Genomic DNA, 26,028 nt, shown 5'->3' with positions numbered 1-26,028 from the left:
CGAACGACTCCTCACTCGCTGTCGAGGTGAAGCTGGGTGGCCACGCTGCCACCATTCTCCGCTTCGCCGAAGCTGACGTCGATGAGGTAGATGCGGTCGTCACCCAGACCGCCCTTGGCGACCAGGTAGTCTTTCACCTGAGTCGCACGCTCCTGGCCCAGCTTGCGCAGCAGCAACTGGCTATCGCTCCAGGAGTCGAGCACGGCCTGGCGCATCTTCACGGAGCGTTCATCCTTGCTCAGTTGCTGCCACTCCTGGGGGGGTTGCTTCTTCAGGCGCGCCCGGTAGACGCCCTCGAGCAGCACCGGTTGCAGGTCCTCCGGTACCTCCAGCTGGCTGACATCGCTGGGCACCTTGTCGCCGCGGCGCTGCAACATGCTGTAGTAGTTCTTCTGGTATTCCTGTTTCAGGCGCTTGTCGGCCAGCAGCGGGCCGTCGCTGGCGGCCGCGGCGACACCTTCGACTTCCAGCTTGAGCGCAGGGCGTTGCTTGAGCGCTTCGGCCAGCTTGTCCAGGTTGCCCTGGGCATTGGCGTCCAGTTCGCTGGAGCCGGGGGCGAACACCACGTTGCTCAGGTCCGGGCCGCCGGAGCCGCCTGCCAGGCCGGCGATGAAGTTGAACGGTGCCTGCACCGCGCGCACCACCAGATTGCGAAGGGTCTGCCAGACGATGGGCATGACGCTGAACTGCGGGTTGTTCAGGTCGCCTTCCACCGGCAACTGGATGTCAATGTTGCCGTTGGCGTCCTTGAGCAGGGCGATCGCCAGTTTCACCGGCAGATCCACGGCGTCCGGGCTGTCGACCTTCTCGCCCAGTTGCAGGTGTTCCACCAGCACCTTGTTGTCGGCCTTGAGCTTGCCCTGGGTGATCTGGTAATGCAGGTCGAGGTTGAGCCGACCCTTGCGGATGCGGTAGCCGGCGAACTTGCCGGAGTAGGGCGTCAGGGTGGTCAGCTCGACGCGTTTGAAGCTGGTGGCGATGTCCAGCTTCTCCAGCGGCGAGAAGGGGTTGAGGCTGCCCTTGATGGTGACTGGCGCGTACTTGTCGACCTTGCCCTTCACATCCACCGAGGCCGGTGCCGGGTTGCGGTTGTCGATGGTGCCGATCTCGCCTCCCAGCTGCTGGATGGCCGTGGCGAAATCCGGGCGCAGGGTCAGGTCGGCGAAGTTGGCCGAGCCGTTGTTGATCTTCACACCGCCGATGCGGATGCCCAGCTCCTTGCCGCCGCCGCTGGAGCCGCTGGTTTTGCTGGCGGGCGCGGAAGATTCCGGCTGCTTGATGATCAGCTCGCTGACGTTGGTGCTGCGGTCCTCGTTGATGATGAAGCGCGCGTAGGGCTCTTCCAGCGACACGGTCTGAATCACCAGGCTGTCGCCATGCTTGTAGGCCAGGCCGTCGAGGGTCAGCTTGGTCCATTTGACGAAGTCGCGGCTTTTGAGGGTGTCCAGCGTATGCAGCTGGGTCACCTGGGCGCTGCCGTTGACGCTGAAGGCCAGCGGGTCGGTGCCCTTGAGGTCGACGTCCAGATCGCTGGCGAGCAGGCCGCTGCGCAGCTCCAGGCGGATGAAAGGGTCGATGTAGGCCTGGGCGATGCGCAGGTCGATCTCCCGGGTCGATACCTTCAGCCTGGCGCTGACCGGATTGGGGATGACCTGGCCACTGGCTTCGATCTGGCCGCGCGGGCCCAGGCCTGTCTTCAGTTTGAGCTGCAGCGGCGAGGTCAGGCCGCTGTCGAGGTTCTGCAGGTCAAGGTCCAGCGGACCGACCTCAAGGTTGACCGGCTTGCCCGGTGCGCGATCGGCCAGGTGGGCCTTGTAGCCGCGCAGCTGGGTGTCGCGCAAAACGACATGCCATGGCTTCGGCGGCTCGGCTGGTTTGCTCTCCTCGGCCGTCTGCGCAGGCTGGTCGGCTTCGGCGACCTTGGCTTCCGGATTGGCCTCCGGTTGGGATGGAACTGCCGGTTTGGCGGGTTCGGTTTGGGCCGTCTTGGCAGGAGCACTGGGCGTGGCTTCCGGTTGCTCATTCGAGGCCTGCTGTTCCTTGGCGGGCTGCACAGGTGCCATTGTGGTGGGGGCAGGCTCGGGAGCGGCCTGCGCCTGCGGCGTGGGCTCCTCGGGGCGCTTGTAGGGTTTGAAGTTGGCGAAGAGTTTCTGCCAGTCCAGCTGGCCGTCCTTTTCGCGCGCCGCCCAGGCTTCCAGACCCTGACTGCGAATCTGGCCGACCACCACTTCCTGCTTGGCAAGGTCGAGGGTGGCCTCGGCCACATCGAGGCTGGCGAGTTTGGCCAACGGTTTGCCTTCGGGAGAGGAAAGGTCGAGGTCGCGCAGCTTGATAGCGGTCTTGTCCAACAACAGCTGGGTGTCCTTCGACAGGTCCAGGCGGTAGTCGGAGGCGAGGCTGAGCACGCCATTGTTGAGATTCAGCGGCGCGTTATCTCTTACGTAGGGCCACCACGCCTTCAGTGGCACTCCATCGAGGGTAAAGCTGCCTTTCGAGGTGAAGGGGACGATGCTCAGATCGCCCTTCCAGTCGAGCTTGCCGCCGTGAGGGCCGGTAGCGACCAGGGTCATTTCGGCGCCGTCGTCCGGCAGGGTGCTGAGGTTGTGCAGTTCGAAGCCCATCGGATCGAAGACGAACTCCACGGGTTCGCTGGGACGACGGTCGAGGAAATGCAGGCTGCCTTCGGCCAGGCGGATGCGGTCGATACGCAGCGGGAAGGGATCGCTTGGCTCCTCCCGGGCAGGCGCAGGTTGGCTGGGCGGCAACTTGAACAGCCTGGTGAGGTTCAGCGTGCCGTTCTCGGCGAACAGCAGTTCGGTGTGCGGTGCGTCCAGCTCGACGTCGGCGAGGTGCAGCCTGCGTTTCCACAGGCTGTCGAGTTCGAGGTTGGCGTAGAGCCGCCGGAAGCGAACCTGCTCCCGACCCTCGTCGCCCAGGTGCAGGCCCCAGAGCGTGAGCTCGAGGCTGAACGGATTGAATTCGATGCGCTCCAGGCGTGCCGGAACGGTCGAGTAGTCAGCCAGTTGCTGGTTGGCTATTCGCAGTCCTACGCCAGGCAGGATGAGGAAGCCCAGCAGGCAATAGAAGAGGACCAACAGCACTACCGCGCCGATGGCGCGTTTCAATCCTTTGGGCATGGCGAGAGTCGTTTCCGTCGTGACGTGCCGCATGAGTATGGCACGGCTGTGATTCTTCGATTCGATAGTCGCCTTCGGACGCAGTTTTCAGTGATGTCTGTCAGTCGTTCAAGCGATGGGTGCGGGCAAATTCCACCAGGTCCACGAGGCTTTCCAGGTTCAGCTTCTCGAGAATACGTGTCTTGTAGGTGCTGACGGTTTTCTGGCTGAGGAACAGCTCTTCGGCGATGTCCTTGTTGCTCATGCCCCTTACCAGGCTGCGCAATACGACCAGTTCCCTGGGGGTGAGGCTGGCCACCGGGTCGGTGTTCTTGTCGATGCTCAGTGCCTTTTCCGGGAAGCACCGATAGCCCGAAACCAACATGCGAGCCGCATTGAGGATGGCACTGGTGTCCTTGTTCTTGCTGACGAAGCCGTGCGCACCCGCCGCTTCGACCTTGCTCGAATAAAGACGTTCATCCTGGGAGCTCAGCACCAGCAGGCGGATGTTCTCGTCGAAGATATGGATACGCGCCAGTAGATCGAGGCCGTCCATCCCCGGCAGGTTGAGGTCGAGTATCACGAGGTCCGGACGTTCCTTGCGGACTGCATCCAGGCCGCCATGGCCATCGGCCGCTTCGCGTGCCACTTCGAACTGCGGATCCTGTTCGAGCAGCGAGCGGATGGCCAGGCGCATCGCGGGGTGATCCTCGATCAGCACCACACGTTTCTTCATAGCTGACTCCCTGAGTCCAAATGATTTGCGCGCATTGATCTTGAAGATAGACCAGTTGATCAAGTACCTACGGAATATTCCTATGCGTAGGACCGAAAGCATGCGGGAAATCAAGTTGGGAGGGGGTTGCCGTGCCAGCGTGCGCGGAGACTTGCTGCGCAGAGTGAATTCTGCACAGCAAGTCCGAGGTTGTTACCGCTCCAGAGCTAGCGCCACGCCTTGTCCACCGCCGATGCAGAGCGTCGCGAGGCCTTTTTTCACGTCGCGGCGCAGCATTTCGTGCAACAGGGTGACAAGCACGCGGCAGCCCGATGCGCCGATGGGATGACCAAGGGCGATGGCGCCACCGTTCACATTCACCTTCGAAGCATCCCAACCCAGTTCCTTACCCACGGACAGTGCCTGGGCGGCGAACGCCTCGTTGGCTTCGATCAGGTCCAGGTCGGCGAGCTGCCAGCCGGCCTTTTCAAGGCAGCGGCGGGTGGCCGAGACCGGGCCGATGCCCATGATGGCCGGGTCGACCCCGGCATTGGCATAGGCGGCAATCCTGGCGAGTACGGGCAGGCCCAATTCGCTTGCCTTGGCGGCGCTCATCAGCAGCACGGCGGCGGCGCCGTCATTGAGCGTGGAAGCGTTGCCGGCGGTGACGCTGCCGTCTTTCTTGAACGCCGGCTTGAGCTTGGCCAGGGATTCGGCAGTGGTGCCGGCGCGCGGCTGCTCGTCGGTATCGAAGCGCAGCGGGTCGCCCTTGCGCTGGGGTATCTCGATGGCCGTGATCTCGGCCTTGAAGCGGCCCGCTTCGATGGCTGCGCTCGCCTTGCGCTGCGAGTCGGCGGCGAAGGCGTCCTGCTCCTCGCGGCTGATGCCGTACTTTTCCACCAGGTTCTCGGCAGTGATGCCCATGTGGTAGTCGTTGAAGGCGTCCCACAGACCGTCCTGGATCATGCTGTCGATCAGCTTGGCGTGCCCCATGCGCAGGCCGGTGCGGGCGCCGGGCATGACATAGGGGGCGAGGCTCATGCTTTCCTGGCCGCCGGCGATGACGATGTCGGCATCGCCGCAGCGGATGGCTTGAGCAGCGAGGTGCAGTGCCTTGAGGCCGGAACCGCAGACCTTGTTGACCGTCATCGCCGGTACGCTGTTGGGCAGGCCGGCGGCGATCGACGCCTGGCGCGCCGGGTTCTGGCCGGCACCGGCGGTCAGGGTCTGGCCGAGGATCACCTCGTCGACCCGCGCAGGGTCCAGGCCGGTCTGTTGCAGCAGGTTGCGAATCACCGCAGCACCCAGCTCATGGGCCGGCAGCGCGGAGAGAGAGCCCTGGAAGCTGCCGATGGCGGTACGGGTGGCAGCGACAATGACGACTTCTTGCATGACACGAATCCTCTGTCGGGAGCGGCGGGGCCGCAGCGAACGGCCATGGTTGCATGCCCGCCGCCGGCTCACCACCCTCCGAACCGGGTAGTCACGTTTCAGCGCAGGGGTGGTAACCCCATGCGCCGGCGAGCGCGATGCAGAGAGCCATTGCGTACCGCCCAGCGCAGCAAGGGCACGCTGCGGCGCACGCTCGAGCGGATCAGTTGACGTTGCAGGCTGCCCAGGCTCAGGCCGAGTTGATCCGTGGCCCATTCCGGTAGCAGGTCGATGCCGGCGCGCATCATGAGTATGCCGAAAGGCTTGGCGAGGAAGCTGGGGGCGGGGGCGTTGAACAGTACGTTGACCACTTCGCGGGTGCGTTCGTCGCAGCGCAGCTGCGGGCGCATGCGTTGCAGGTAAGCCGCTACCTCGGCGCGCGAGCGTGGCACGTTACGCGCGCCGAGACGCTCGGCGATCAGCGCGATCTCGTTGTAGTAACGGTCCTGCTCTTCCTCGGAAAGGTCCGGATTCAAGTACCGCAGGTGTGAGGCGAGGAAGCAGCTGACTTCGGCGACGTGCACCCAGGTCAGCAAATCCGGGTCGCTGGCCGCATAGGACGTGCCGTCGGGCAAGGTGCCGTGGACGCCTTCGTGGATGCGTCGCACCCGCTCGATCAGTTTTTCGGCGTCATTGCGCGAACCGTAGGTGGTGGCGGAAATGAACTGCCCGGTGCGGCGCAGGCGGCCGAGCATATCAGCGCGGAAATTGGAGTGGTCCCAGACGCCGCCCAGGGCGGCCGGATGCAACATCTGCAGGAGCAGGGCGCTGATGCCGCCGATCAGCATCGAGCTGAAGTCACCGTGGACCTTCCAGCTGACGGAGTCCGGCCCGAACAGGCCGGGGTCGCCCTTGGGCGACTCGAAGTCGACCCCGCCCAGGGCGAGGCCGGTCAGGCTCAGTACCTGGCTTTCGATATGACGGCGGACAGTTTCCATGATGACGGACAGGCCTCGGGGCAAGGACGACAGGTCTGTTCTCTAAACCTAGCATCTTTGCACCCGCGGCCTGTAGCGCGCATCAACGGTTGAGGCGGTTGTCGATCAGCCCCTGAACCACGCTGGGGTCGGCCAGGGTCGAGGTGTCGCCGAGGTTCTCCAGTTCGTTGCAGGCGATCTTGCGCAGGATGCGCCGCATGATCTTGCCCGAACGGGTCTTGGGCAGGCCCGGCGCCCACTGCAGCATCTCCGGCTTGGCGAAGCTGCCGATCTCCTTGCTCACCAGGGCCAGCAGCTCCTGCTTCAGGGTGTCGCTGGGCTCGATGCCGTTCATGGTGGTGACGAAGGCGTAGATACCCTGACCCTTGAGGTCGTGGGGGTAGCCGACCACCGCGGCCTCGGCGACCGAGTCGTGCAACACCAGCGCGCTCTCCACCTCGGCGGTGCCGATGCGGTGCCCGGAAACGTTGATCACGTCGTCCACGCGGCCGGTGATCCAGTAGTAACCGTCCTCGTCGCGGCGCGCGCCGTCGCCGGTGAAGTAATAGCCCGGGTAGGGCTTGAAGTAGGTGTCGATCATCCGCTGGTGATCGCCATAGACGCTGCGGATCTGGCTGGGCCAGCTCGCCTTGACGGCCAGCACGCCGGAACCGGGGCCGGTGATTTCCTTGCCCTGTTCGTCCAGCAGCACCGGCTGCACGCCGAAGAAGGGGCGGGTGGCGGAGCCCGGCTTGAGGTCGGTGGCGCCGGGCAGCGGGGTGATCAGGATGCTGCCGGTCTCGGTCTGCCACCAGGTGTCGACTATGGGGCAGCGTTTTTCGCCGACCACCTCGTAGTACCACTCCCAGGCTTCCGGGTTGATCGGTTCGCCTACCGAGCCGAGCAGGCGCAGGCTGTTGCGCTGGGCTTTGCGCACCGGCGCATCGCCTTCGCGCATCAGCGCGCGGATGGCGGTGGGCGCGGTGTAGAAGATGTTCACCTGGTGCTTGTCGATCACCTGCCAGAAGCGCGAGGCGTCGGGGTAGTTCGGCACGCCCTCGAACATCAGGGTGGTCGCGCCGTTGGCCAGCGGGCCGTAGACGATGTAGCTGTGGCCGGTGACCCAGCCCACGTCCGCGGTGCACCAGTAGATGTCGCCTTCGTGGTAGTCGAATACGTACTTGTGGGTCATCGCCGCGCCCAGCAGGTAGCCGCCGGTGGTGTGCAACACGCCCTTGGGCTTGCCGGTGGAGCCTGAGGTGTAAAGGATGAACAGCGGGTCCTCGGCGTCCATCGGCTCGGGCGCACAGTCCTCGCTGGCCTCACGCAGGGCCTCGTGATACCAGATGTCGCGGCCTTCGACCCAGGGGATTTCGCCCTGGGTACGCTCGACCACCACCACGGTGGAGACGTTCGGGCAGTCCGCCAGGGCCTTTTCGACGTTCTTCTTCAGCGGGATGTACTTGCCGCCGCGCACGCCTTCGTCGGCGGTGATCACGGTGCGGCAGTCGGCATCGTTGATGCGATCGCGCAGGGCATCCGGGGAGAAGCCGCCGAATACCACCGAGTGGATCGCTCCGATCCGTGCGCAGGCCAGCATGGCGTAGGCGGCTTCCGGAATCATCGGCATGTAGATGCAGACCCGGTCGCCTTTCTCCACGCCGCGGCTCTTGAGCACATTGGCCAGGCGGCAGACGTGGCTGTGCAGCTTGCGGTAGGTGATGTTGGCGGATTCGGCCGGGTTGTCGCCTTCCCAGATGATTGCGACCTGCTCGCCGCGCTGTTCCAGGTGGCGATCGATGCAGTTGTAGGTGACGTTGAGCTGGCCGCCCTTGAACCAGGTGGCCTGGCCCTTGGCGAGGTCGCCGTGATGTACCGAGTGCCAGGGCTTGAACCAGTCGAGGAAGGCCTTGGCCTGCTCGCCCCAGAAGGCTTCCGGGTCGTCTACCGACTGCTGGTAGAGGCGCTGGTAGGCGTCGTTGTCGAGGTAGGCACGCTTGCGCACGGCCTCCGGCACGGGGTGAAGGCTGATCTCATGCATGGGGAATCCTTGTTGTTGTTTAGCCGAGATGCCTCAAGGGTGCATCCAAGGCCAGGCGGGTTCAAGGGTTGTCCATGTTGTTTCGACGCGCCAGCGGGACGGATCGTTCAGGCGGGGCATATTCTAGCTGGGCGGCGACCAGGCGCCGGGTCGATTCGCCGTAGCGCCGGGCAATGGCGTCGAGTGTGTTGTCCAGAGTCTGGATCGCGGTACTGTCGAGCGCCGGCAGGCGGGAAAGGTCATCCGTCGGGTCTGGAAGGAACAACAGGCCGCCGAGACTGGTGACCGGCTGTGCAGCGTGACCCCTTGCTTCGGTGCGGAAAGTTCGCGCCCAGGCATCCGTGGCCAGGGCCAGGCTGACCTCATCGAAACCGGGCTGCAGCGGGACGCTGAGGGTTTCGTGGCTCCAGACGGCGAGGTAGTTTCCAGCTGCGACCAGGTAGTCGCTGGTTCCCAGGGCAAAGCGCTGGCTGTCGTGGCGGGGCGACCAGTCCCGCATGCCGAACTCTCTGGCGAGCGCGGCGGCCTTGGGTTTGCCCGAGATGGCTTCCACCAGCGCGAGCGATACCGGTAGCGCAGCGGTAACACCGGAAGTGGTGACCACCTGGCCATCGACTACATAGCGGCGATTTTCTTCCCAACGAGCGTCGGGATAGTCCTCCAGGCGCTGACTGCGCGAGTACCAGTGGCCCGTGGCGCGCCGTCCGTGCAACAACCCGGCATTGCCCAGTACCAGCACGCCGTCGCAGATGCCGACGATGGTTGCACCCTTGCTGGCCTGTTGCTGGACGAAGGCCAGCAGCGCGGAATCTTCGCTGTCATGCACGGCGGGCACGATCAGGTAGTCCGCGCCCTGTGGATAGCGCTGCGTGAAGGCTTCCAGGGTGGCCTGTGGCTGGAGTCTCAGGGCCGGCATCAGGTGCACCGGGCCGGAGGCGGTGGCGAGGGCGAACACTTCCGCCACGCCTGAGCGGCGCAGTACGCCGAGCGGGACGACGTAGTCCGCCAGCTCGGTCATGTTGTTCTGGGCGACGACGGCAATGACCGGGCGTTCGCGGCCGAAGCGGGGTTGATAGGGCGCAAGCGTCTCATCGTCAGCCTGGACGGGAACGCAGAGAAGCAGGAAGAAAAACAGCAGGAAGGTGCGCATGATCGTCTCCGGGATGGGATTTCCATGCTGCAGCACAGACCTCTGTCACTTCTGACGCTGATGGTTGAATATCTGCCAATCGTCTGCGATGGATTTGCCTCGATGAACGCTCCTCACCGCGTGCTGATAGTGGTCTTCCCGGACTTCCAGTTGCTCGACGCCACCGGGCCGGCCGACGTGTTCGCGGCAGTGGACGAGCATTTGCCGATCAATACCCGCCACGCTTACCAGCTTGAGGCGATATCTCCCGGTGGCGGCCTGGTTCGCTCCAGCACCGGGCTGGAATTGGCCACCCGGGGGTTGCCAGAGCCGCAGGAGGCAGCGGGTAGCACCCTGCTGGTAGCGGGCGGTTTCGGAGTACAGGCAGCCATGCAGAAGGGCGACGTTGCGCGCTGGCTGGCGCAGGCGGAGCCCCACGCCGCACGCTGTGGTTCGGTGTGCACCGGGGCCTTCCTGCTGGCGCAGGCGGGGCTGCTGGATGGCCGGCCGGTGGTAACCCACTGGCGCTACGCCGAATTATTACAGCGACTGTTTCCGCGCTTGCGGGTGATGCACGACGCACTTTTCGTCCGCGACGCGAAGTTCTACAGCTCCGCCGGTGTGACTGCCGGGATGGACCTGTGCCTGAGCCTGGTGGAGGAGGATCACGGCCGCGAGCTGTCGCTGCGGGTTGCCCGGGGATTGGTGATGTATCTGCGCCGCCCGGGCGGGCAACGCCAGTTCAGTGCCGAACTGTTGGCGCAGCAGGCGCCGCCGGGCGGGCAGATGGAGCGCCTGGTGGAGTGGCTGCGGGAGCGGCTGGCTCAGCCGCTCGATGTCGAGGACATGGCGGCGTGGATGGCCATGTCCTCGCGCACCCTGCATCGGCATTGCCAGGCGGAGGTGGGCATGACGCCGGCGAAGCTGCTGCTGCAGTTGCGTCTGGAAAAGGCCAGTCAGTTGCTGGAGGCGGGAGAGTCGTCGCTCAAGCGCGTGGCGCAGCACGCGGGCTTTGGCAGCGAGTACAACTTGCGACGCGCCTTCGTGCAGGCGCTGGGCGTGACGCCCGGGGAATACCGGCAGCGCTTCTGCCGCTAGAAGTGGGACGGATGCGCAGGCGCGCACCCGTCCGCTTCGCCGTCAGCCGCGGTGACGACCGCGGAAGAAGTCGATCAGACCCTGGGTGGAACCGTCCTCGGCGGCGCTTTCCTCGCTGCCGACCAGGCGGCCGTAGACGGCCTTGCCCAGTTCCTTGCCCAGTTCCACGCCCCACTGGTCGAAGGCGTTGATGCCCCAGAGGATGCTCTGTACGTAGACCTTGTGCTCGTACATGGCGATCAGCGCGCCCAGGCGGCGGGCGCTGATGCGCTCCATGACCAGGGTGTTGCTCGGCCGGTTGCCCGGAATCACCTTGTGCGGCGCCAGGCGCTGCACTTCGGCTTCGTCCACGCCTTTCGCGCGCAACTCGGCTTCGGCTTCAGCGCGGCTCTTGCCGACCATCAGCGCCTGGCTCTGCGACAGGCAGTTGGCGTACAGCCACTGGTGGTGATCGGCCACCGGGTTGTAGCTGGAAACCGGGACAATGAAGTCGGCCGGTATCAAGTGGGTGCCCTGGTGGAGCAACTGGTGGTAGGCGTGCTGGCCGTTACAGCCCACGCCGCCCCAGATCACCGGGCCGGTGCCGGCGGAAACCGGCGAGCCGTCCTGGCGCACGCTCTTGCCGTTGGACTCCATGTCCAGCTGCTGCAGGTGGTCGGTGATGTTCCGCAGGTAGTAGTCATAGGGCAGGATCGCGTGGCTGCGCGCGCCCCAGAAGTCGCCATACCAGACGCCGAGCAGGCCCAGCAGCACCGGGATGTTCTTCTCGAACGGCGAGGTGAGGAAGTGCTGGTCCATGCTGTAGGCGCCGGACAGCAGCTCCTTGAAGTTGTTGATGCCCACCGACATGGCGATCGGCAGGCCGATGGCCGACCACAGCGAGTAACGGCCGCCGACCCAGTCCCACATCGGGAACACGTTCTGCGGGCGGATGCCGAAGGCCGCGGCGGCCTCCTTGTTGCTGGATACCGCGATGAAGTGACGGTACAGCTCCGCCTCGCTGCCGCCCTGTGCCAGGTACCAGGCGCGGGCGGCCTGGGCGTTCTTCAACGTCTCCAGGGTGCTGAAGGATTTCGACGAGACGATGAACAGCGTGGTCTCGGCGTTGAGCTTGGCGGTCATCTCACGGAATTCGCTGCCGTCGATATTCGCCAGGTAGTGGCAACGCACGCCTTTCTGGGCGAAGGGCAGCAGCGCTTCGGAAACCAGCTGCGGGCCGAGGAAGGACCCACCAATGCCGATGTTCACCACGTCGGTGATCGGCTTCTCGGTGTAGCCGCGCCAAAGGCCGTTGTGCACGGCGGCGACCAGCTCGGTCATCTGGTGCAGCACGCGGTGCACTTCGGGCATCACGTCCTGGCCTTCCACCATCACCTTGTCGCCAATCGGACGGCGCAGCGCGGTATGCAGCACCGGGCGGCGCTCGGAGGCGTTGATCACTTTGCCATCGAACATCGCCTGGATAGCTTCACCGAGCTTCGCTTCTTCCGCGAGCTTGACCAGCAGGTTCAGGGTGTCCTGGCGAATCAGGTTCTTGGAAAAGTCGAGGAACAACCCACAGGCGCTCAGGGAGAAGCGCTTGAAGCGCTCCGGGTCCTGGGCGAACGCCTCGCGCATGGTGAAGTTCTGCAGTTCCTGGCGGTGAGCGGCCAGCGCCTGCCAACTGTTCAGTTTGGTGGCGTCCAGCGGGGTGAGGTGGTGTTCCATGACATACCTTCGGGTAAGACGTGCGTGTTGAACGAGCTTTCGAACTTGAAAAAAGCCCGGTGGTTCCGGGCTTTTCTTGTCGGTCAGGCGAGCTGGACCGGGATCGCGTTGCTGGTATGGCTCAGCTCGTTGCCCGGTGCCATGTACAGCATGCGCGGCTGGTAGCCTTCCAGCTCGGCGTCACTGAACTGAGCGTACGCGCAGATGATCACCCGGTCACCCACCTTGGCCTTGTGGGCGGCGGCGCCGTTGACGGAAATCATCCGCGACCCTTCCTCGCCACGGATGGCGTAGGTGGTAAAGCGTTCGCCGTTGTCGACGTTGTAGATCTGGATCTGTTCGTACTCGCGGATACCGGCGAGGTCGAGCCATTCGCCGTCGATGGCGCAGGAGCCTTCATAGTCGAGCACTGCGTGGGTGACTTCAGCGCGGTGCAGTTTGGCTTTGAGCATGATGCTCTGCATGGCGTGGCTCCTGTTTTTCTTCTGGTCAAGGAGAGCGTGGCGAGTATGCCCGAGCACCCGAAGTCGCTCAATGCCGCGACTGGCGCGGCTTCGAGGCGAAAATTCGGGTCTCGGGCGGGGAATCAGTCGATGTGGAAGGCGAGGTTGTCGATCAGCCGGGTGCTGCCCAGGAAGGCGGCAACCAGAATCACCAGCTGATGATCCTGAGCCGTGGCAGGGCGCAGTCCGGCGGATTCGCGGGCTTCGAGGTAATCGATGCGCAAGCCCGCCGCTTCGATTTGCTGGCGCCCTTCAGCCAGCAGCGCGGGGTAGTCGCGCTCGCCGTGGCGGATACGCTCGGCCAGTTGCTTCAGGGTGCGCTGCAGCACGGGGGCGACGGCGCGCTGCTCCTCGGTGAGGTAACCGTTGCGCGACGACAGGGCGAGGCCGTCCTCGGCGCGTACGGTCGGCTCGCCGAAGATCTGGATGGGCAGATTGAGGTCGCGCACCAGCTTGCGGATCACTGCCAGTTGCTGGAAGTCCTTCTCGCCGAACAGCGCCATGTCGGGCTGGACCATGTTGAACAGCTTGCACACCACCGTGGCGACGCCGTCGAAGTGGCCTGGACGGCTTCCGCCACAAAGCCCTTCGGAGACGCCGGTGACATGCAGCCTGGTCTGGCCCTCCATGCCGTCGGGGTACATTTCCTCGACGGTGGGGGCGAACAGCAGGTGGCAGCCGGCGCCGAGCAGCTTTTCCTGGTCGGCGGCGAGGGTGCGCGGGTACTTGTCCAGGTCTTCGCTGGGGCCGAACTGCAGCGGGTTGACGAAGATGCTCGCTACCACGAAGTCGGCGCGCTGGCTGGCCTTGGTCACCAGCGCGGCGTGGCCGGCGTGCAGGTTGCCCATGGTCGGCACCAGCGCGATGCGCTTGCCTTCGCTACGCGCGCGCGCCACCGCGGCGCGCAGCTCGCGAACTGTCTTGACTGTATTCATCAGGCGAAACCGTGCTCCGGGCCGGGGAAAGTGCCGTCCTTCACAGCCTTCACATAGGCGGCGAAGGCGGACTGGATGTCAGGCTGGCCGTCGAGGAAGTTCTTCACGAACTTTGGCGAACGGCCGGACAGCGACAGGCCCAGCATGTCGTGCATCACCAGCACCTGGCCGTCGGTGCCGGCACCGGCGCCGATACCGATGACCGGGATCTTCACCGCTTCGGTGATTTCCTGGGCCAGCGCGGACGGTACGCACTCCAGCAGCAGCATGGCGGCACCGGATTGCTCCAGGGCGATGGCGTCGGCACGCAGCTGGCGCGCCTGGGCTTCCTGGCGCCCCTGGACCTTGAAACCGCCGAACAGGTTGACCGCCTGCGGGGTGAGGCCCAGGTGCGCACACACCGGGATGCCCATCTGGGCCAGGCGGGTGATCGGCTCGGCGAGCCAGGCGCCACCCTCGAGCTTGACCATGTGGGCGCCGGCCTGCATGACCTTTACCGAGTCGCGCAGGAGCTGGTCCAGCGAGGTGCCGGATTCGAATGGCAGGTCGGTGACGATCAGCGCGCCCTTGTTGCCGCGCTTCACGGCGGCGGTGTGGTAGGCCATGTCCTCAACGGTCACCGGCAGCGTGCTGTCGTGACCTTGCAGCACCATACCCAGGGAGTCACCGATCAGCAGCATTTCGGCACCGGCCAGGCTGGCGGTGTGGGCGAAAGTGGCATCGTAGGCGGTCAGCATCGCGATCTTTTCGCCGCTTTGCTTGAGACCTTGCAGGGTGGTCAGGGTGACATCAGGCATGAAAGTGTCCTCGGTTCTGCGCCGGGCAGGGGCAAACGGGGCCCTATAGTCCGGATCGAAAAAGGCTAAGTCAATTGCAGGTGTTACCGGACTGTTACGGCGTTACTGCCAGTGCGCCCCACGCCTGGGGCGCAGCATGCCTCAGGACAGGCGCTCGAGACCGCTGAACGGACAGGCGGCGAGCAGCTCGGGCAGGGTACGCCCGTCAGGGAAGCGCAGTTGCGGGGCGAGGTCCGCCAACGGGTAGAGCACGAAGGCGCGGGCTTGCATGTGGTAATGCGGCACCTTCAGGCGCGGCTCGTCGATCAGGCGATCGCCGAACAGCAGGATATCGAGATCGAGGGTGCGCGGGCCCCAGCGTTCGTCCTTGCGTACTCGGCCTTGCTCCAGCTCGATGGCCTGCAGGGCGTCCAGCAGCGGGAGCGGCTCAAGATCGGTATCCAGCGCGGCCACGGCGTTGACGTAGCGCGGCTGGCCTGGCGGTCCCAGCGGATCGCTGGCGTAGAGTGGGGAGACCACCGCCACCTTGGTGGCGGGGATCTGCGACAGCGCTTTCAGCGCGGCTTCCAGCTGCTGGCGCGGCTCGGCAAGGTTGCTGCCGAGCCCGATGTACACGCGCTCGCTCATTCGCTGCTGGCGCCTTCGGTGCGCGGACCGCGGCGACGACGGTTGCTGCCGCCACGGCGGCGTTTGCGCGTTGCCGCGGTGCCCCCTTCTTCCTGCTGGCTGGCCAGGTTGCGGATCATGCCGCGGCGTTCGCCATCGCTGGCCTCCTGGTAATCGGTCCACCAGTCGCCCAGGCCGCCAGTTTCCTCGCCGGCGCTTTCGCGCAGCAGGAGGAAGTCGTAGCCGGCGCGGAAGCGCGGGTTCTCCAGCAACAGGTCGGCTTTCTTGCCCTGGCGGCGCGGCAGGCGTTCCTGCATGTCCCAGATCTCGCGGATCGGGATGGTGAAGCGCTTGGGCACTGCGGTGCGGCGGCATTGCTCGAGGATCAGCTCATGAGCAGCTTCCTGCATCGCCGGAATTGGAGGCATGCCACGGTCCTGAAGCTTCAGCACGCGGGCCGGCAGGGCCGGCCAGAGCAGCGCGGCGAACAGGAAGGCCGGGGTGACCGGCTTGCCCAGGCGGATGCGCTCGTCGGTGTTGGCCAGGGCCTGGCGCATCAGCTTGCCGGCGTACTCGGGGTCGTCCTTCAGCGCCTTGGCGCTCGCCGGGAACAGCGGGGCGAACAGGTCGTACTCGTTGAGCAGCTCGAAGGTGCGCTCGGCCTTGCCGCTAAGGAACAGCTTGAGGATTTCGTCGAACAGGCGGGCGGAAGGAATCTCGTTGAGCAGCGGCGCCAGGCGGCGAATCGGCGCGGCGCTGTGCTTCTCGATCTCGAAGTCCAGCTTGGCGGCGAAGCGCACAGCGCGCAGCATACGCACCGGGTCTTCGAGGTAACGCTGCTCGGGGTCGCCGATCAGGCGGATCAGGCGGTTGCGGATGTCGCGCACGCCATGGGCGTAATCGAGGATGCGCTCGCCGGTGACGTCGAAGTACAGGGCGTTGATGGTGAAGTCGCGACGCTGGGCGTCGTCTTCCAGGGTGCCGTAGACGTTGTCGCGCAGGATGCGACCGGCCTCGTTGCGGGAGGCGTGGACGTTATCGGTGTCGTCGTCTTCGGTGACCGGATGGTTGGCGCGGAAGGTGGCAACCTCGATGATCTCGCGGCCGAAATGGACGTGGACCAGCTTGAACCGGCGGCCGATCACCCTCGCGTTGCGGAATTCGGCCCGCACCTGCTCAGGGGTGGCGCTGGTGGCCACGTCGAAGTCCTTGGGCGGAATACCCAGCAGTGGGTCTCGTACGCCTCCGCCAACGATGTATGCCTGGTAGCCGGCCTTGGTCAGGCGCTCCACGACGTTCACCGCGTTCCTGCTGAACTGTTCCCGCCGCAGCGAGTGCTGATGATTGCCAACGACTTCCGGAGTGGTGCGGACAGCGCGCGGACGGCGCAGTGGGGATCGGATGGACTGGATCAGCTTTTTCAGCATGTGTGCACTATCGGGAATAGGTGTATGGATGGCATACGCAGGTCTCGGCAAGCCGCCTGATTACGGTGTTTCCTGGAGAATAGCGGGTGTCTGCCGCTGCCTTGAAACAAATGGCAGCAAATCGAATGCCGTCTGCGCCGCGGCGATTCTAGCATCGTGGGGTGGGATGATGAAGAAAAGTGAAGAAAGGGACTTGCGGGGAGAGCGCGGGAGGGTGTAGCGAAAGCTACTGGGGGAGCCGAGGCTCCCCCCCAAATAGGTGCGTGCTTTGTTTTTATTATGATTACCGGGCTTGTTGTTTTTGTTTGTAGACCCGACCCTCGAAGCTACCTGCTTCGGGGAACCTTCCACACTTGGAAGGTGTTCAATAGCAAACGGATTGCTTTGGTCGCTGAGTGAGCAATGATCTTGCGATCCAACCAGTTTTGCGTGCTGTCTCAAGACAGTTTTATTCTTCTTGACTGGTTGCAGGACTGGTCCCGACGGCTACCCTTCTCCAAAAGAATCAGTTAGCTGCGCCTCCGCGATCTTGTTTTTGTTGTGCTGGAGTCGTTTCGTCTTGTTCTTATTGTGAGTGGTCGTGCTTGTTATTGTTGTTGTACCAATAACAAAGCAGATGCCGTGCCAACTTTTGCGATTCCTTATTTTTCAAGGGTTTGCGAGGATTCGCCCTCGAGCGGCGGGCACAAAAAAGCCGGGTTCCCGTTACCGATGAACCCGGCTTCTGTTACGGAGCATGTCCGCGGTAACAGTGTGAAACGTCTTACGAATCGGCCGATGCCCCGGACTTGCGACGCGGGATGCCCAGGCGCTGGCGACGTTCCCAGAGGCATTTGCGGCTGATACCCAGCTTGCGGGCCAGCTCGGTCTCGGTCATGTGGTCCTGGTGCTCGAGGACGAAGTGCTGGAAGTAGTCCTCCAGCGACAGGTCCTCGGTGGGCTCGTGGTTGCTGGCGCTGCCGTTGGTGGGGCGCAGGTCGCCGTCGTCGCCGAAGTCGTCGTCCAGGTCATCCAGTTCGATATCGATGCCCAGCAGGTCGGCGGGGATTTCCTGGCCTTCGCTGAGGATCACCGCGCGCTCGATGGCATTCTCCAGTTCGCGCACGTTACCCGGCCACGGGTAGTGACGGATGGCCTGTTCGGCCTCGTGGGAGAAGGTCAGCGCCGGGCGCCCCATCTGGGAGCACTGGCGCGCCAGGAAGGAGCGGGCAATTTCCATCACGTCGGGGCCGCGCTCGCGCAGGGGCGGAAGCTTCAGCGAGATGACGTGCAGGCGGTAATAGAGGTCTTCGCGGAATTGGCCGGTCTTGGCCAGCATCTTCAGGTCGCGGTGGGTCGCGGCGATCAGGCGGACGTCGACCTTCTGCGACTGTACCGAGCCGACCCGGCGGATCTCGCCTTCCTGCAGCACGCGCAGCAGACGCGCCTGGGCTTCGAGCGGCAGCTCGCCGATCTCGTCGAGGAACAGGGTGCCGCCGTCGGCCGCTTCCACCAGGCCCGCACGGCCTGCGCTGGCGCCGGTGAACGCGCCTTTCTCGTGGCCGAACAGTTCGGATTCGATCAGGGTTTCCGGGATCGCCGCGCAGTTCACCGAGATCAGCGGCGCCTTGGTGCGCTTGGACAGGTTGTGCAGCGCACGGGCGACCAGTTCCTTGCCGGTACCGGATTCGCCCTGGATCAGCACATTGGAGTCGGTGGGTGCGACCTTGCGGATCTTGGTGTAGAGCTCCTGCATGGGCGCGCAGGAGCCGATGATGCCGATCTCGCCGTCTGCGGGGGCGGTGTTACCGCTGCTACGCTCGGCGGCCTTGGCGTTACCGCGGGCTTCGGGAGCGTTACGGTTCTCCTGGCGATCCTTGAGGATGCGCGCCACGGCCTGGAGCATCTCGTCGTGGTCGAAGGGCTTGGCGATGTAGTCCACCGCACCCATCTTCATCGAGTCCACCGCCGAGCGCAGGCTGGCATAGCTGGTCATGATCAGCACCGGGGTGCCCTGGGCCAGCTTGATCAGTTCGGTGCCGGGTGCGCCGGGCAGCCGCAGGTCGCTGACGATCATGTCGAACGACGGAATGCTGTAACGCTCCTGTGCTTCCTGCACCGAGCCAGCCTCGCTGACCTGGTACTGGTTGCGCTCGAGCAATCGTCGCAGGGCGGAACGGATGATGGTTTCGTCTTCGACGATGAGGATATGTGCCATGTATTCAGCTCTCTCGACGTGCTCGTTTACTGCTCGGCCGTCGGGCCAGGATGCCGCGGCAAGGTGACGCTGATGCGGGTTCCGCATTCGCGTTCGGGGTCAGCCGGGCTGTCTATGGTGATTTGCCCATAATGCTCTTCCACGATCGAATAGACCAGTGCGAGGCCCAGGCCGGTCCCCTTGCCCGGGTCCTTGGTGGTGAAGAAGGGCTCGAACAGGCGGTCGATGATCGACTTGGGAATTCCGCTGCCTTCGTCCTCGACGATCAGGTCGATGGTCTGCTCGCTAGCCTCGCTGCGTACGCGGATCGCGCCGTTGGGCGGAGAGGCGTCGCGAGCGTTGGACAGCAGGTTGATCAGTACCTGCGCCAGGCGCTGGGAGTCGCCTTCCACCCAGTGTTCGGGGTTGCACAGGTTGAAGAACTGCACGTCGACGCTGCGTTTGTTCAGCGACAGCAGGCCGATGGCTTCCTGGGCGACGTCCGCCAGGCATACCGGTTCGGCTGCGACCTGTTTGCCGCCGGCGTGGGCGAAGCTCATCAAGGACTGCACGATACGCGATACGCGCTTGGTCTGTTCGAGGATCTGCCCGCTGATCTCGGTCAGCTCGCCGTCGCCTTCGCGCTCTTCCCGCAGGTTTTGCGCCAGGCAGGCGATTCCGGTGATGGGGTTGCCGATCTCGTGGGCGACACCGGCGGCCAGGCGGCCAATGGAGGCGAGGCGTTCGGAGTGGATCAGCTTGTCTTCCAGGGACTGGGTTTCGGTGAGGTCTTCGACCAGCAGCACCAGACCACTGTTACCGGGCGCGAGGGGCTCCTCGATCGCCGCCTTGTGCAGGTTCAGCCAGCGGGTCTGGCCCTCGATGGACAGGCGCTGCTTGTGCAGGTGCTCGTCGGGGGCGTCGATGAAACCTTCCAGCAGGCCGCGCCAGGGATCGGGCAGGGCGGCCAGGCGCGAGCCGACCACGCGTTGTGCGCTGACCCCGGTGAGCTCTTCGATGGCGCGGTTCCACATGAGGATTTCCTGATCCTTGGCCAGCGAGCAGACGCCCATGGGCAGGTCCTGCAGGGTCTGGCGGTGGTAGCGGCGCAGCGTATCGAGCTCGGCGGCAAGGCCGGTGAGCCGGGAGTGGTAATCCTCCAGCCGGCTCTCGATGAAGTGGATGTCTTCGGTGACGTAGCTTTCGCTGTTGGCCTTGTAGGGCAGGAAGGTTTCCACCATGTCCTGCGCCACGCTGGGGCCCATCAGGCCGGAAAGGTTGGCTTCTATGCGGTCGCGCAGACGGCGCAAGGCGTAGGGGCGGCGCTCGTCGAAGGGCAGGTGCAGGTCGCGCAGCGCCTGTTCCACTTCGCGCTGGGCGGTCTTCGCACCCAGTGGCTTGGCCAACTGGCTGGCGAATTCCTGCGGGGAGACGGCGATCAGCTCGCGGCGCTGCGGGCGGCGCACATTGTCGACAGCGCAGGCTTCGGCGGCGCCTTTCTCTTCATCGCTGGCTTCGGTGAACAGCGAGACGAGGGTGAACACCAGCACGTTGGCCGCCAGCGAGGCCAGCGCCGCAAGGTGCCAGGTGGTGTCGTCGAGCACGTACAGCGAGTTGAACATCGGTACGTAGATGCTCTGCAGGTTCGCCACCAGCGGGGTAAGCATGGTTGCGCCCCACACCAGCATGCCCGCCACGAGCCCTGCGATGAAGCCGCGGCGGTTGGCGGTGGGCCAGTAGAGCACGGCCAGTGCGCCGGGGAGGAACTGCAGGGTGGCGACGAAGGAAACTATCCCCAGGTTCGACAGGTCCTGCTCGGCGCCCAGCACCAGGTAGAAGGCATAACCGGCCATGATGATCGCAGCGATCAGCGCGCGACGGGTCCACTTCAGCCAGCGGTAGATGTTGCCTTCGGCCGGCGGCTGGTAGAGCGGCAGCACCAGGTGGTTGAGCACCATGCCCGAGAGCGCCAGCGTCATCACGATGATCAGCCCGCTGGCGGCGGAGATGCCGCCGATGAAGGCGGTCAGGGCCAGGGCCGGGCTGTCCACCGAGATGCCCAGGCCGAGGGTGAAGTATTCCGGGTTGGTCGAGGCGCCCAGGTGCAGGCCGGCCCAGAGGATCGGTGGCACCGCCAGGCTCATCGGCAGCAGGAACAACGGCAGGCCCCAGCTGGCGCTGAGCAGCGAGCGAGGGTTGAGGTTTTCCGTGAAGGTCATGTGGAACATGTGCGGCATCACGATGGCCGCGGCGAAGAACACCAGCAGCAACGTGCGCCACGGCCCTTCGGCCAACGGGGTGTGCAGGGTGCTCAGTGCCTCCTGGTTCTGCAGCAGCCAGACTTCCAGGCCGTCCGGGCCGCCGAACACGCCGTAGAGGGCGAACAGGCCGATGGAGCAGAGCGCCACCAGCTTCACCAGCGATTCGAAGGCAATCGCCATCACCAGCCCTTCGTGGCGCTCACGGGTGGCGATATGGCGGGCGCCGAAGAGGATGGCGAACAGGGTGATCAGCGCACAGAAGGCCAGTGCCGCGCGGTTGGGCTCGGATTCGCGGGTGAGGATGCTGATCGAGTCGGTCACCGCCTGGATCTGCAGCGCCAGCATTGGCAGCACGGCGATCAGCATGAACAGTGTGGTCAGTGCACCGGCCCAGGTACTGCGGAAGCGGAAGGCGAACAGGTCGGCCAGCGACGACAGCTGGTAGGCCCGCGTGATCCGCAGGATCGGATAGAGCAGCACCGGCGCGAGCAGGAAGGCGCCGGAGACGCCCAGGTAGATCGCCAGGAAGCCGTAGCCGTACTGGTAGGCCAGCCCGACCGTGCCATAGAAGGCCCAGGCGCTGGCGTACACGCCCAGCGACAGGGTGTAGATCAGCGGATGGCGCACCAGCCGGCGCGGGATGAAACCGCGCTCGGTAATCCAGGCGACGCCGAACAGGACCATCAGGTAGGAGGCGCTGATCAGGATCAGCTGGGTGAGGCTAAAGCTCGTCAGCATCGCGCTGGCTCTGCAGGATGAAGGTGACGACGATCAGGATCAGCCACAGCAGATACGGGCGGTACCAGGCGCCGTGGGGATCGATCCACCAGTCCATGATGGCCGGTGAGAACAGGTAGATGCCCACGACCAGGAGCAACACCAGTCGGTAGATGTACATGTCGTCTCTCTCTGGGTTCGGCGGGCAGGCTACCTGTGCACACAGTTGCCGGCAAGCCGGCCGCCGGTGGGGACAGGTACAAGTTTAGAGCTGTGCGTCTTCCAGCGTCAGGCTGTGGGGGATGGCGTTGGCATCCCAGTGCAGGATGCCCCATGCGAGCACCTCGTGCGGCGTGGCTTGAAGCAGCTCGGTGGGTGGCTTCTGTCCCAGTGCTTTCAATGCGCGCACCAGTAGCGGAGCAGCCTGGTCGGCTTCCAGTGGTGGCGAGCGGTAGGACTTGCCCAGCTTGTGGCCGTCGGGCTGGACGATCAGCGGTACGTGCAGGTAACGCGGGGCGGCGATGCCCAGCAGTTCCTGCAGGTAGAGCTGGCGCGGGGTGTTGTCCAGCAGGTCGGCGCCGCGAACGATGTCGGTCACACCCTGCCAGGCATCATCCAGCACCACGGCCAACTGATAGGCGAACAGGCCGTCGCGGCGGCGGATGATGAAGTCGCCAACCTCGCGGCCCAGGTGCTGGTGGAATTCGCCCTGCAGGCGATCGGTGAAGTGGTAGTCGAGCTCCGGCACGCGGATGCGGATGGCGACCTCGCCGTGCCAGTCGTGCTGGGCATCGCGGCAGGTGCCGGGATAGATGCCGTTGCTGCCTTCGAGCTGCTTGCGCGAGCAGGTGCAGGCATAGGCCAGGCCGCTGCGCAGCCATTGCTCGACCTGCGCGGCGTAGGCGGCGTGACGCTCGCTCTGGCGTTCCACCGGCCCGTCCCATTCGAAGCCGTAGCGTTCGAGTGTCTCCAGGATGGCCGCCTGGGCGCCAGGCATTTCCCGCGGCGGGTCGAGGTCTTCCATGCGCACCAGCCACTTTCCGCCTGCCGCACGCGCATCCAGGTAGGAGGCCACGGCGGCGACCAGCGAGCCGAAGTGCAGGTAGCCGCTGGGTGTGGGGGCGAAGCGTCCGACGTAGCGGGAAGCGGGCATGGAGCCTCTCTGCTGGAAGGTTATCTACAAGGCACAGAAACGAAACGGGGCGCCGCAGCGCCCCGTTCCGGTTCAACCAGGCTCAGGAGCCCAGCTGCTTTTCCTTGATTTCCGCCAGGGTCTTGCAGTCGATGCACAGGGTGGCGGTGGGGCGGGCTTCCAGACGGCGGATGCCGATCTCGACGCCGCAGGAATCGCACCAGCCGTAGTCGTTGTCTTCGATCAGCTGCAGGGTCTCGTCGATCTTCTTGATCAGCTTGCGCTCGCGGTCGCGGGCGCGCAGCTCGAGGCTGAACTCTTCTTCCTGGCTGGCACGGTCGGCCGGATCCGGGAAGTTCGCCGCTTCGTCCTGCATGTGGTGCACAGTGCGGTCCACTTCTTCCATCAGCTCAACTTTCCATTTGTTGAGGATGGAGGTGAAGTGCGCGCGCATGCGATCGCTCATGTACTCCTCGCCCTTGGTTTCCTGGTAGGGCTCGAAGCCACGAATCAGTTGGCTGCTCTGTTGCTTTGCTTTGGTGGGCATGGATGACCGCCTCTCACTCTCGCTAATCCTCTCGCGGATGGTCCCTCTCCGGCACCGCCGGCCCCGCGCTCGCAGCGGGCGAACTTACCAGAACGATAACCGCGATGCTACTCCCGGTTATCGAGCCTGCCAGTACCCGCACATGACCTGATCGCCAGGTCCGCGACCCACCGGTCATCGCCAGTGGGCTTTTCTGCAAACCTGAGCAGGATCGTCGGCGTTCGCCAGACGAAGCCTGCAAGTTCCGGGAAGCTGCGCATTGCAGGCGCGGCTGCCCAGAATTCATCAGTGGCCTGTTAGAATCCCGGCTCTGTCGCAAAGTTCGGAATATTCCATGGCCACCACCTTCAGTGCGCGCAGCCGCGCCATCGAACCCTTCCACGTCATGGCGCTGCTGGCGCGGGCCAACGAGCTGCAGGCCGCGGGCCACGACGTCATCCACCTGGAGATCGGCGAGCCGGACTTCACCACCGCCGCGCCCATCGTCGAGGCGGGGCAGAAGGCCCTGGCAAATGGTCACACGCGCTATACCGCCGCACGTGGCCTGCCGGCGCTGCGCGAAGCCATCGCCGGCTTCTACGCCCAGCGCTACGGCCTGTCGATCGATCCGCAACGCATTCTCGTCACACCCGGCGGCTCCGGCGCCCTGCTGCTGGCCAGCAGCCTGCTGGTGGACCCGGGCAAGCATTGGCTGCTGGCCGATCCGGGCTATCCGTGCAACCGCCACTTCCTGCGCCTGGTGGAAGGCGCTGCGCAACTGGTGCCGGTGGGGCCGGAGAGCCGTTACCAGCTCACCCCGGAACTCATCGAACGGCACTGGGATCAGGACAGTGTAGGCGCTCTGGCCGCATCGCCGGCGAATCCTACGGGCACCCTCTTGCACAAGGATGAGCTCGCGGCGCTGTCTTTGGCGCTCAAGGCGCGCGGTGGTCATCTGGTGGTGGATGAGATCTACCACGGTCTGACCTACGGCATCGAAGCGCCCAGCGTGCTGGAAGTGGATGACGACGCCTTCGTCCTCAACAGTTTCTCCAAATATTTCGGCATGACCGGCTGGCGCCTGGGGTGGCTGGTGGCTCCGCAAGAAGCGGTGGGTGAACTGGAAAAACTGGCGCAGAACCTCTACATCAGCGCACCGAGCATGGCCCAGCACGCAGCGCTGGCCTGCTTCGAGCCGGCGACCCTGGCGATCCTCGAAGAGCGCCGCGAGGAGTTCCGTCGCCGCCGCGACTACCTGCTGCCGGCGCTACGCGAACTGGGCTTCGGTATCGCGGTGGAGCCGGAGGGCGCCTTTTATCTGTATGCGGATATCAGCGCCTTCGGCGGCGACGCCTTCACCTTCTGCCAGCACTTCATCGAGACCGAGCACGTGGCCTTCACGCCGGGCATCGACTTCGGGCGTTACCAGGCGTCGCACCATGTGCGTTTCGCCTACACGCAGAGCGTCGAACGCCTGCAGCAGGCAGTGGAGCGCATCGCCCGCGGCCTGAAGACCTGGCATACCTGATGCGCTTCGAGCCTGCGCTGATCGAGGCGCGCCTGATCAAGCGCTACAAACGCTTCCTGGCGGACATCGAAACCGCCAGCGGCGAGCAGCTCACCATCCACTGCCCGAATACCGGCTCGATGCTCAACTGCATGAGCGAGGGCTGCCGGGTCTGGTTCAGCCGCTCCGATGACCCCAAGCGCAAGCTGCCGGGGACCTGGGAACTGGTGGAAACCCCACAGGGTCGCCTGGCCTGCGTGAACACCGGACGGGCCAACCGGCTGGTGGAAGAAGCGCTGCTCGCCGGACGGGTGGCTGAACTCGCCGGCTTCGACGAGCTGCGCCGCGAAGTGGCCTACGGGCAGGAGAACAGTCGCGCCGACTTCCGCCTGATGTACGCCGGCAAGCCGGTGTACGTGGAAGTGAAGAGCGTGACGCTGGGTTTCGACGGCACCACGGTCGCGGCCTTCCCCGACGCTGTTACCCAGCGCGGCGCGAAACACCTGCGCGAACTGGCGGCGCTGGCGCGCGACGGCATGCGTGCGGTGCTGCTGTATGCGGTGAACCTGTCGGATATCGAAGCGGTGCGCCCGGCGATGGAGATCGATCCGGCCTACAACTCTGCGCTGGCGGAGGCACATACCGCCGGGGTGGAAGTGCTGGCGTATGGGGCAAGGATCGATACGCAGGAGATATGCCTGGAGCGGCCGTTGAAGGTCTTGCTGTAGCCCCGGCGCTCGGGTTGTCCGCAGGCAGGCTCGCTTCTCTACGCACACACCCAGGGACTCTTCGTAGGAGCGAGCTTGTTCGCGAACCCGTCCGAAATCCGTGTTACCCGTGAGCGCCGACCGGCGCTTCCAGCCAGATACCTTGCTCATCCTCCCGACAGGGCAGCGCCTCAAGCACATCCCCCAGGCACGGCCCCTGGATGCACTCGCCGGTCTCGATCAGGAAGAGTGCGCCATGGTGGCCGCATTGCAGCAGGCGGCCGCTGCCATCGAGATACTGCTCGGCATCGTAGCCCAGCGGGATCTCCCGATGCGGGCAGCTGTTGCGATAGGCGTAGACGCGACCCCGGCGGCGCACGGCGAAGAGGTTCAGGCCAGCGGCCTTGAAGCCCCGGCTCTGGCCTTCAGCCAGTTCATGCGGGGCGCAGAGCAGGATCATGCGGTTTTTCCATTCGGGTACGGCATCACAGGCGGACATTATCCGCGCGGCGACGTCGACACCGGAAGAGGGCGCACCTCCGTGTGCTGAAGTCGTGCTGTTCGACGCTGAGCGAATGCG

The 26,028-nt window shown here is 64.9% G+C and carries 21 protein-coding genes; 3 read left to right on the top strand and 18 right to left on the bottom strand.

Translation table 11 applies throughout. The annotated features are described in order from the left end of the window. Positions 1-11 precede the first annotated feature (11 nt). From MJ122_RS20465 to MJ122_RS20440, 6 genes are all read right to left on the bottom strand, one after another. Positions 12-3,137 carry a DUF748 domain-containing protein gene (locus MJ122_RS20465; RefSeq protein WP_239745868.1) on the bottom strand — a complete coding sequence of 1,042 codons (3,126 nt, stop codon included), beginning with the start codon at positions 3,135-3,137 and terminating at the stop codon, positions 12-14. Between the two features lie 100 nt (positions 3,138-3,237). Further along, the gene (locus MJ122_RS20460; protein WP_045216783.1) at positions 3,238-3,852 is read right to left on the bottom strand and encodes a response regulator transcription factor; all 615 of its coding nucleotides are present in this window, start codon (positions 3,850-3,852) and stop codon (positions 3,238-3,240) included. Positions 3,853-4,044: 192 nt separating this feature from the next. Continuing rightward, positions 4,045-5,223 (bottom strand): acetyl-CoA C-acetyltransferase, encoded by a 1,179-nt coding sequence (locus MJ122_RS20455; RefSeq protein WP_239745867.1) that lies wholly within the window; start codon positions 5,221-5,223, stop codon positions 4,045-4,047. A 98-nt stretch (positions 5,224-5,321) separates the two neighbouring features. After that, positions 5,322-6,200, bottom strand: coding sequence for an oxygenase MpaB family protein (locus MJ122_RS20450; protein WP_088416388.1), 879 nt, complete (start codon positions 6,198-6,200; stop codon positions 5,322-5,324). An 82-nt stretch (positions 6,201-6,282) separates the two neighbouring features. Next, entirely contained in the window at positions 6,283-8,220 is a 1,938-nt protein-coding gene (acs, locus tag MJ122_RS20445; RefSeq protein WP_088416389.1) for an acetate--CoA ligase, read from the bottom strand. Between the two features lie 61 nt (positions 8,221-8,281). Continuing rightward, positions 8,282-9,370, bottom strand: a complete 1,089-nt coding sequence (locus MJ122_RS20440) for a DJ-1/PfpI family protein (protein ID WP_239745866.1) — start codon at positions 9,368-9,370, stop codon at positions 8,282-8,284. Between the two features lie 102 nt (positions 9,371-9,472). Here MJ122_RS20440 and MJ122_RS20435 point away from each other — a divergent pair, with 102 nt between their 5' ends. Next, positions 9,473-10,447, top strand: a complete 975-nt coding sequence (locus tag MJ122_RS20435) for a helix-turn-helix domain-containing protein (protein ID WP_239745865.1) — start codon at positions 9,473-9,475, stop codon at positions 10,445-10,447. A gap of 42 nt (positions 10,448-10,489) precedes the next feature. Here the strand turns inward: MJ122_RS20435 and pgi are convergent, their stop codons facing one another. The 11 genes from pgi to dksA form a co-directional block, all read right to left on the bottom strand. After that, on the bottom strand, positions 10,490-12,154 hold the full coding sequence (gene pgi / locus MJ122_RS20430) for a glucose-6-phosphate isomerase (protein WP_088416391.1): 1,665 nt from the start codon (positions 12,152-12,154) through the stop codon (positions 10,490-10,492). 83 nt (positions 12,155-12,237) lie between these two features. Further along, on the bottom strand, positions 12,238-12,618 hold the full coding sequence (gene panD, locus MJ122_RS20425) for an aspartate 1-decarboxylase (RefSeq protein ID WP_017518923.1): 381 nt from the start codon (positions 12,616-12,618) through the stop codon (positions 12,238-12,240). 122 nt (positions 12,619-12,740) lie between these two features. After that, the gene (panC, locus tag MJ122_RS20420) at positions 12,741-13,592 is read right to left on the bottom strand and encodes a pantoate--beta-alanine ligase (protein WP_088416392.1); all 852 of its coding nucleotides are present in this window, start codon (positions 13,590-13,592) and stop codon (positions 12,741-12,743) included. Beyond that, positions 13,592-14,389 (bottom strand): 3-methyl-2-oxobutanoate hydroxymethyltransferase, encoded by a 798-nt coding sequence (panB, locus tag MJ122_RS20415; RefSeq protein ID WP_239745864.1) that lies wholly within the window; start codon positions 14,387-14,389, stop codon positions 13,592-13,594. The genes panC and panB overlap by 1 nt, the downstream gene beginning before the upstream one ends. 141 nt (positions 14,390-14,530) lie before the next feature. After that, positions 14,531-15,016 carry a 2-amino-4-hydroxy-6-hydroxymethyldihydropteridine diphosphokinase gene (gene folK, locus MJ122_RS20410; protein ID WP_239745863.1) on the bottom strand — a complete coding sequence of 162 codons (486 nt, stop codon included), beginning with the start codon at positions 15,014-15,016 and terminating at the stop codon, positions 14,531-14,533. After that, positions 15,013-16,422: a polynucleotide adenylyltransferase PcnB gene (locus MJ122_RS20405; protein WP_239745862.1), complete on the bottom strand. Its 1,410-nt coding sequence runs from the start codon at positions 16,420-16,422 to the stop codon at positions 15,013-15,015. The genes folK and MJ122_RS20405 overlap by 4 nt, the downstream gene beginning before the upstream one ends. A 763-nt stretch (positions 16,423-17,185) precedes the next feature. Then, positions 17,186-18,619, bottom strand: coding sequence for a sigma-54 dependent transcriptional regulator (locus tag MJ122_RS20400; protein ID WP_088416396.1), 1,434 nt, complete (start codon positions 18,617-18,619; stop codon positions 17,186-17,188). 26 nt (positions 18,620-18,645) lie between these two features. Next, complete coding sequence (locus MJ122_RS20395; RefSeq protein ID WP_026079038.1) at positions 18,646-21,597, bottom strand: sensor histidine kinase; 2,952 nt, start codon at positions 21,595-21,597, stop codon at positions 18,646-18,648. Then, positions 21,581-21,757, bottom strand: coding sequence for a hypothetical protein (locus MJ122_RS20390; protein ID WP_015478907.1), 177 nt, complete (start codon positions 21,755-21,757; stop codon positions 21,581-21,583). The genes MJ122_RS20395 and MJ122_RS20390 overlap by 17 nt, the downstream gene beginning before the upstream one ends. 84 nt (positions 21,758-21,841) lie before the next feature. Further along, positions 21,842-22,729 carry a tRNA glutamyl-Q(34) synthetase GluQRS gene (gene gluQRS / locus MJ122_RS20385; protein ID WP_239745861.1) on the bottom strand — a complete coding sequence of 296 codons (888 nt, stop codon included), beginning with the start codon at positions 22,727-22,729 and terminating at the stop codon, positions 21,842-21,844. An 82-nt stretch (positions 22,730-22,811) separates the two neighbouring features. Then, a complete protein-coding gene (gene dksA, locus MJ122_RS20380) occupies positions 22,812-23,255 on the bottom strand; it encodes an RNA polymerase-binding protein DksA (RefSeq protein ID WP_015478905.1) in 444 nt (147 codons plus the stop codon). A gap of 334 nt (positions 23,256-23,589) precedes the next feature. On the opposite strand from dksA, the gene MJ122_RS20375 reads away from it, so the two are divergent. Beyond that, positions 23,590-24,762, top strand: coding sequence for a pyridoxal phosphate-dependent aminotransferase (locus MJ122_RS20375; RefSeq protein ID WP_239745860.1), 1,173 nt, complete (start codon positions 23,590-23,592; stop codon positions 24,760-24,762). Beyond that, positions 24,762-25,469, top strand: coding sequence for a DNA/RNA nuclease SfsA (gene sfsA / locus MJ122_RS20370; RefSeq protein WP_088416400.1), 708 nt, complete (start codon positions 24,762-24,764; stop codon positions 25,467-25,469). The genes MJ122_RS20375 and sfsA overlap by 1 nt, the downstream gene beginning before the upstream one ends. Positions 25,470-25,572: 103 nt before the next feature. On the opposite strand, the gene MJ122_RS20365 is transcribed toward sfsA, so the two are convergent. Then, positions 25,573-25,908, bottom strand: a complete 336-nt coding sequence (locus tag MJ122_RS20365; protein ID WP_239745859.1) for a Rieske 2Fe-2S domain-containing protein — start codon at positions 25,906-25,908, stop codon at positions 25,573-25,575. Positions 25,909-26,028 lie beyond the last annotated feature (120 nt).

It is taken from the genome of Pseudomonas sp. DP-17, from assembly GCF_022380625.1.
GTDB classification, from domain to species: Bacteria; Pseudomonadota; Gammaproteobacteria; order Pseudomonadales; family Pseudomonadaceae; genus Pseudomonas; species Pseudomonas nitroreducens_A.
This window is presented reverse-complemented; position numbering and strand designations above follow the sequence as displayed.

Excerpts from the sequence above, each read along its gene's own strand:
- panC (WP_088416392.1), bottom strand. The coding sequence starts at position 13,592 with ATGAATACAGTCAAGACAGTTCGCGAGCTGCGCGCCGCGGTGGCGCGC.
- MJ122_RS20375 (WP_239745860.1), top strand. The coding sequence starts at position 23,590 with ATGGCCACCACCTTCAGTGCGCGCAGCCGCGCCATCGAACCCTTCCAC.
- panB (WP_239745864.1), bottom strand. The coding sequence starts at position 14,389 with ATGCCTGATGTCACCCTGACCACCCTGCAAGGTCTCAAGCAAAGCGGC.
- folK (WP_239745863.1), bottom strand. The coding sequence starts at position 15,016 with ATGAGCGAGCGCGTGTACATCGGGCTCGGCAGCAACCTTGCCGAGCCG.
- MJ122_RS20455 (WP_239745867.1), bottom strand. The coding sequence starts at position 5,223 with ATGCAAGAAGTCGTCATTGTCGCTGCCACCCGTACCGCCATCGGCAGC.
- gluQRS (WP_239745861.1), bottom strand. The coding sequence starts at position 22,729 with ATGCCCGCTTCCCGCTACGTCGGACGCTTCGCCCCCACACCCAGCGGC.
- MJ122_RS20365 (WP_239745859.1), bottom strand. The coding sequence starts at position 25,908 with ATGATCCTGCTCTGCGCCCCGCATGAACTGGCTGAAGGCCAGAGCCGG.
- MJ122_RS20435 (WP_239745865.1), top strand. The coding sequence starts at position 9,473 with ATGAACGCTCCTCACCGCGTGCTGATAGTGGTCTTCCCGGACTTCCAG.
- acs (WP_088416389.1), bottom strand. The coding sequence starts at position 8,220 with ATGCATGAGATCAGCCTTCACCCCGTGCCGGAGGCCGTGCGCAAGCGT.
- MJ122_RS20395 (WP_026079038.1), bottom strand. The coding sequence starts at position 21,597 with ATGCTGACGAGCTTTAGCCTCACCCAGCTGATCCTGATCAGCGCCTCC.
- MJ122_RS20450 (WP_088416388.1), bottom strand. The coding sequence starts at position 6,200 with ATGGAAACTGTCCGCCGTCATATCGAAAGCCAGGTACTGAGCCTGACC.
- pgi (WP_088416391.1), bottom strand. The coding sequence starts at position 12,154 with ATGGAACACCACCTCACCCCGCTGGACGCCACCAAACTGAACAGTTGG.
- sfsA (WP_088416400.1), top strand. The coding sequence starts at position 24,762 with ATGCGCTTCGAGCCTGCGCTGATCGAGGCGCGCCTGATCAAGCGCTAC.
- MJ122_RS20400 (WP_088416396.1), bottom strand. The coding sequence starts at position 18,619 with ATGGCACATATCCTCATCGTCGAAGACGAAACCATCATCCGTTCCGCC.
- MJ122_RS20405 (WP_239745862.1), bottom strand. The coding sequence starts at position 16,422 with ATGCTGAAAAAGCTGATCCAGTCCATCCGATCCCCACTGCGCCGTCCG.
- MJ122_RS20465 (WP_239745868.1), bottom strand. The coding sequence starts at position 3,137 with ATGCCCAAAGGATTGAAACGCGCCATCGGCGCGGTAGTGCTGTTGGTC.
- MJ122_RS20440 (WP_239745866.1), bottom strand. The coding sequence starts at position 9,370 with ATGCGCACCTTCCTGCTGTTTTTCTTCCTGCTTCTCTGCGTTCCCGTC.
- MJ122_RS20460 (WP_045216783.1), bottom strand. The coding sequence starts at position 3,852 with ATGAAGAAACGTGTGGTGCTGATCGAGGATCACCCCGCGATGCGCCTG.
- MJ122_RS20390 (WP_015478907.1), bottom strand. The coding sequence starts at position 21,757 with ATGTACATCTACCGACTGGTGTTGCTCCTGGTCGTGGGCATCTACCTG.
- dksA (WP_015478905.1), bottom strand. The coding sequence starts at position 23,255 with ATGCCCACCAAAGCAAAGCAACAGAGCAGCCAACTGATTCGTGGCTTC.
- panD (WP_017518923.1), bottom strand. The coding sequence starts at position 12,618 with ATGCAGAGCATCATGCTCAAAGCCAAACTGCACCGCGCTGAAGTCACC.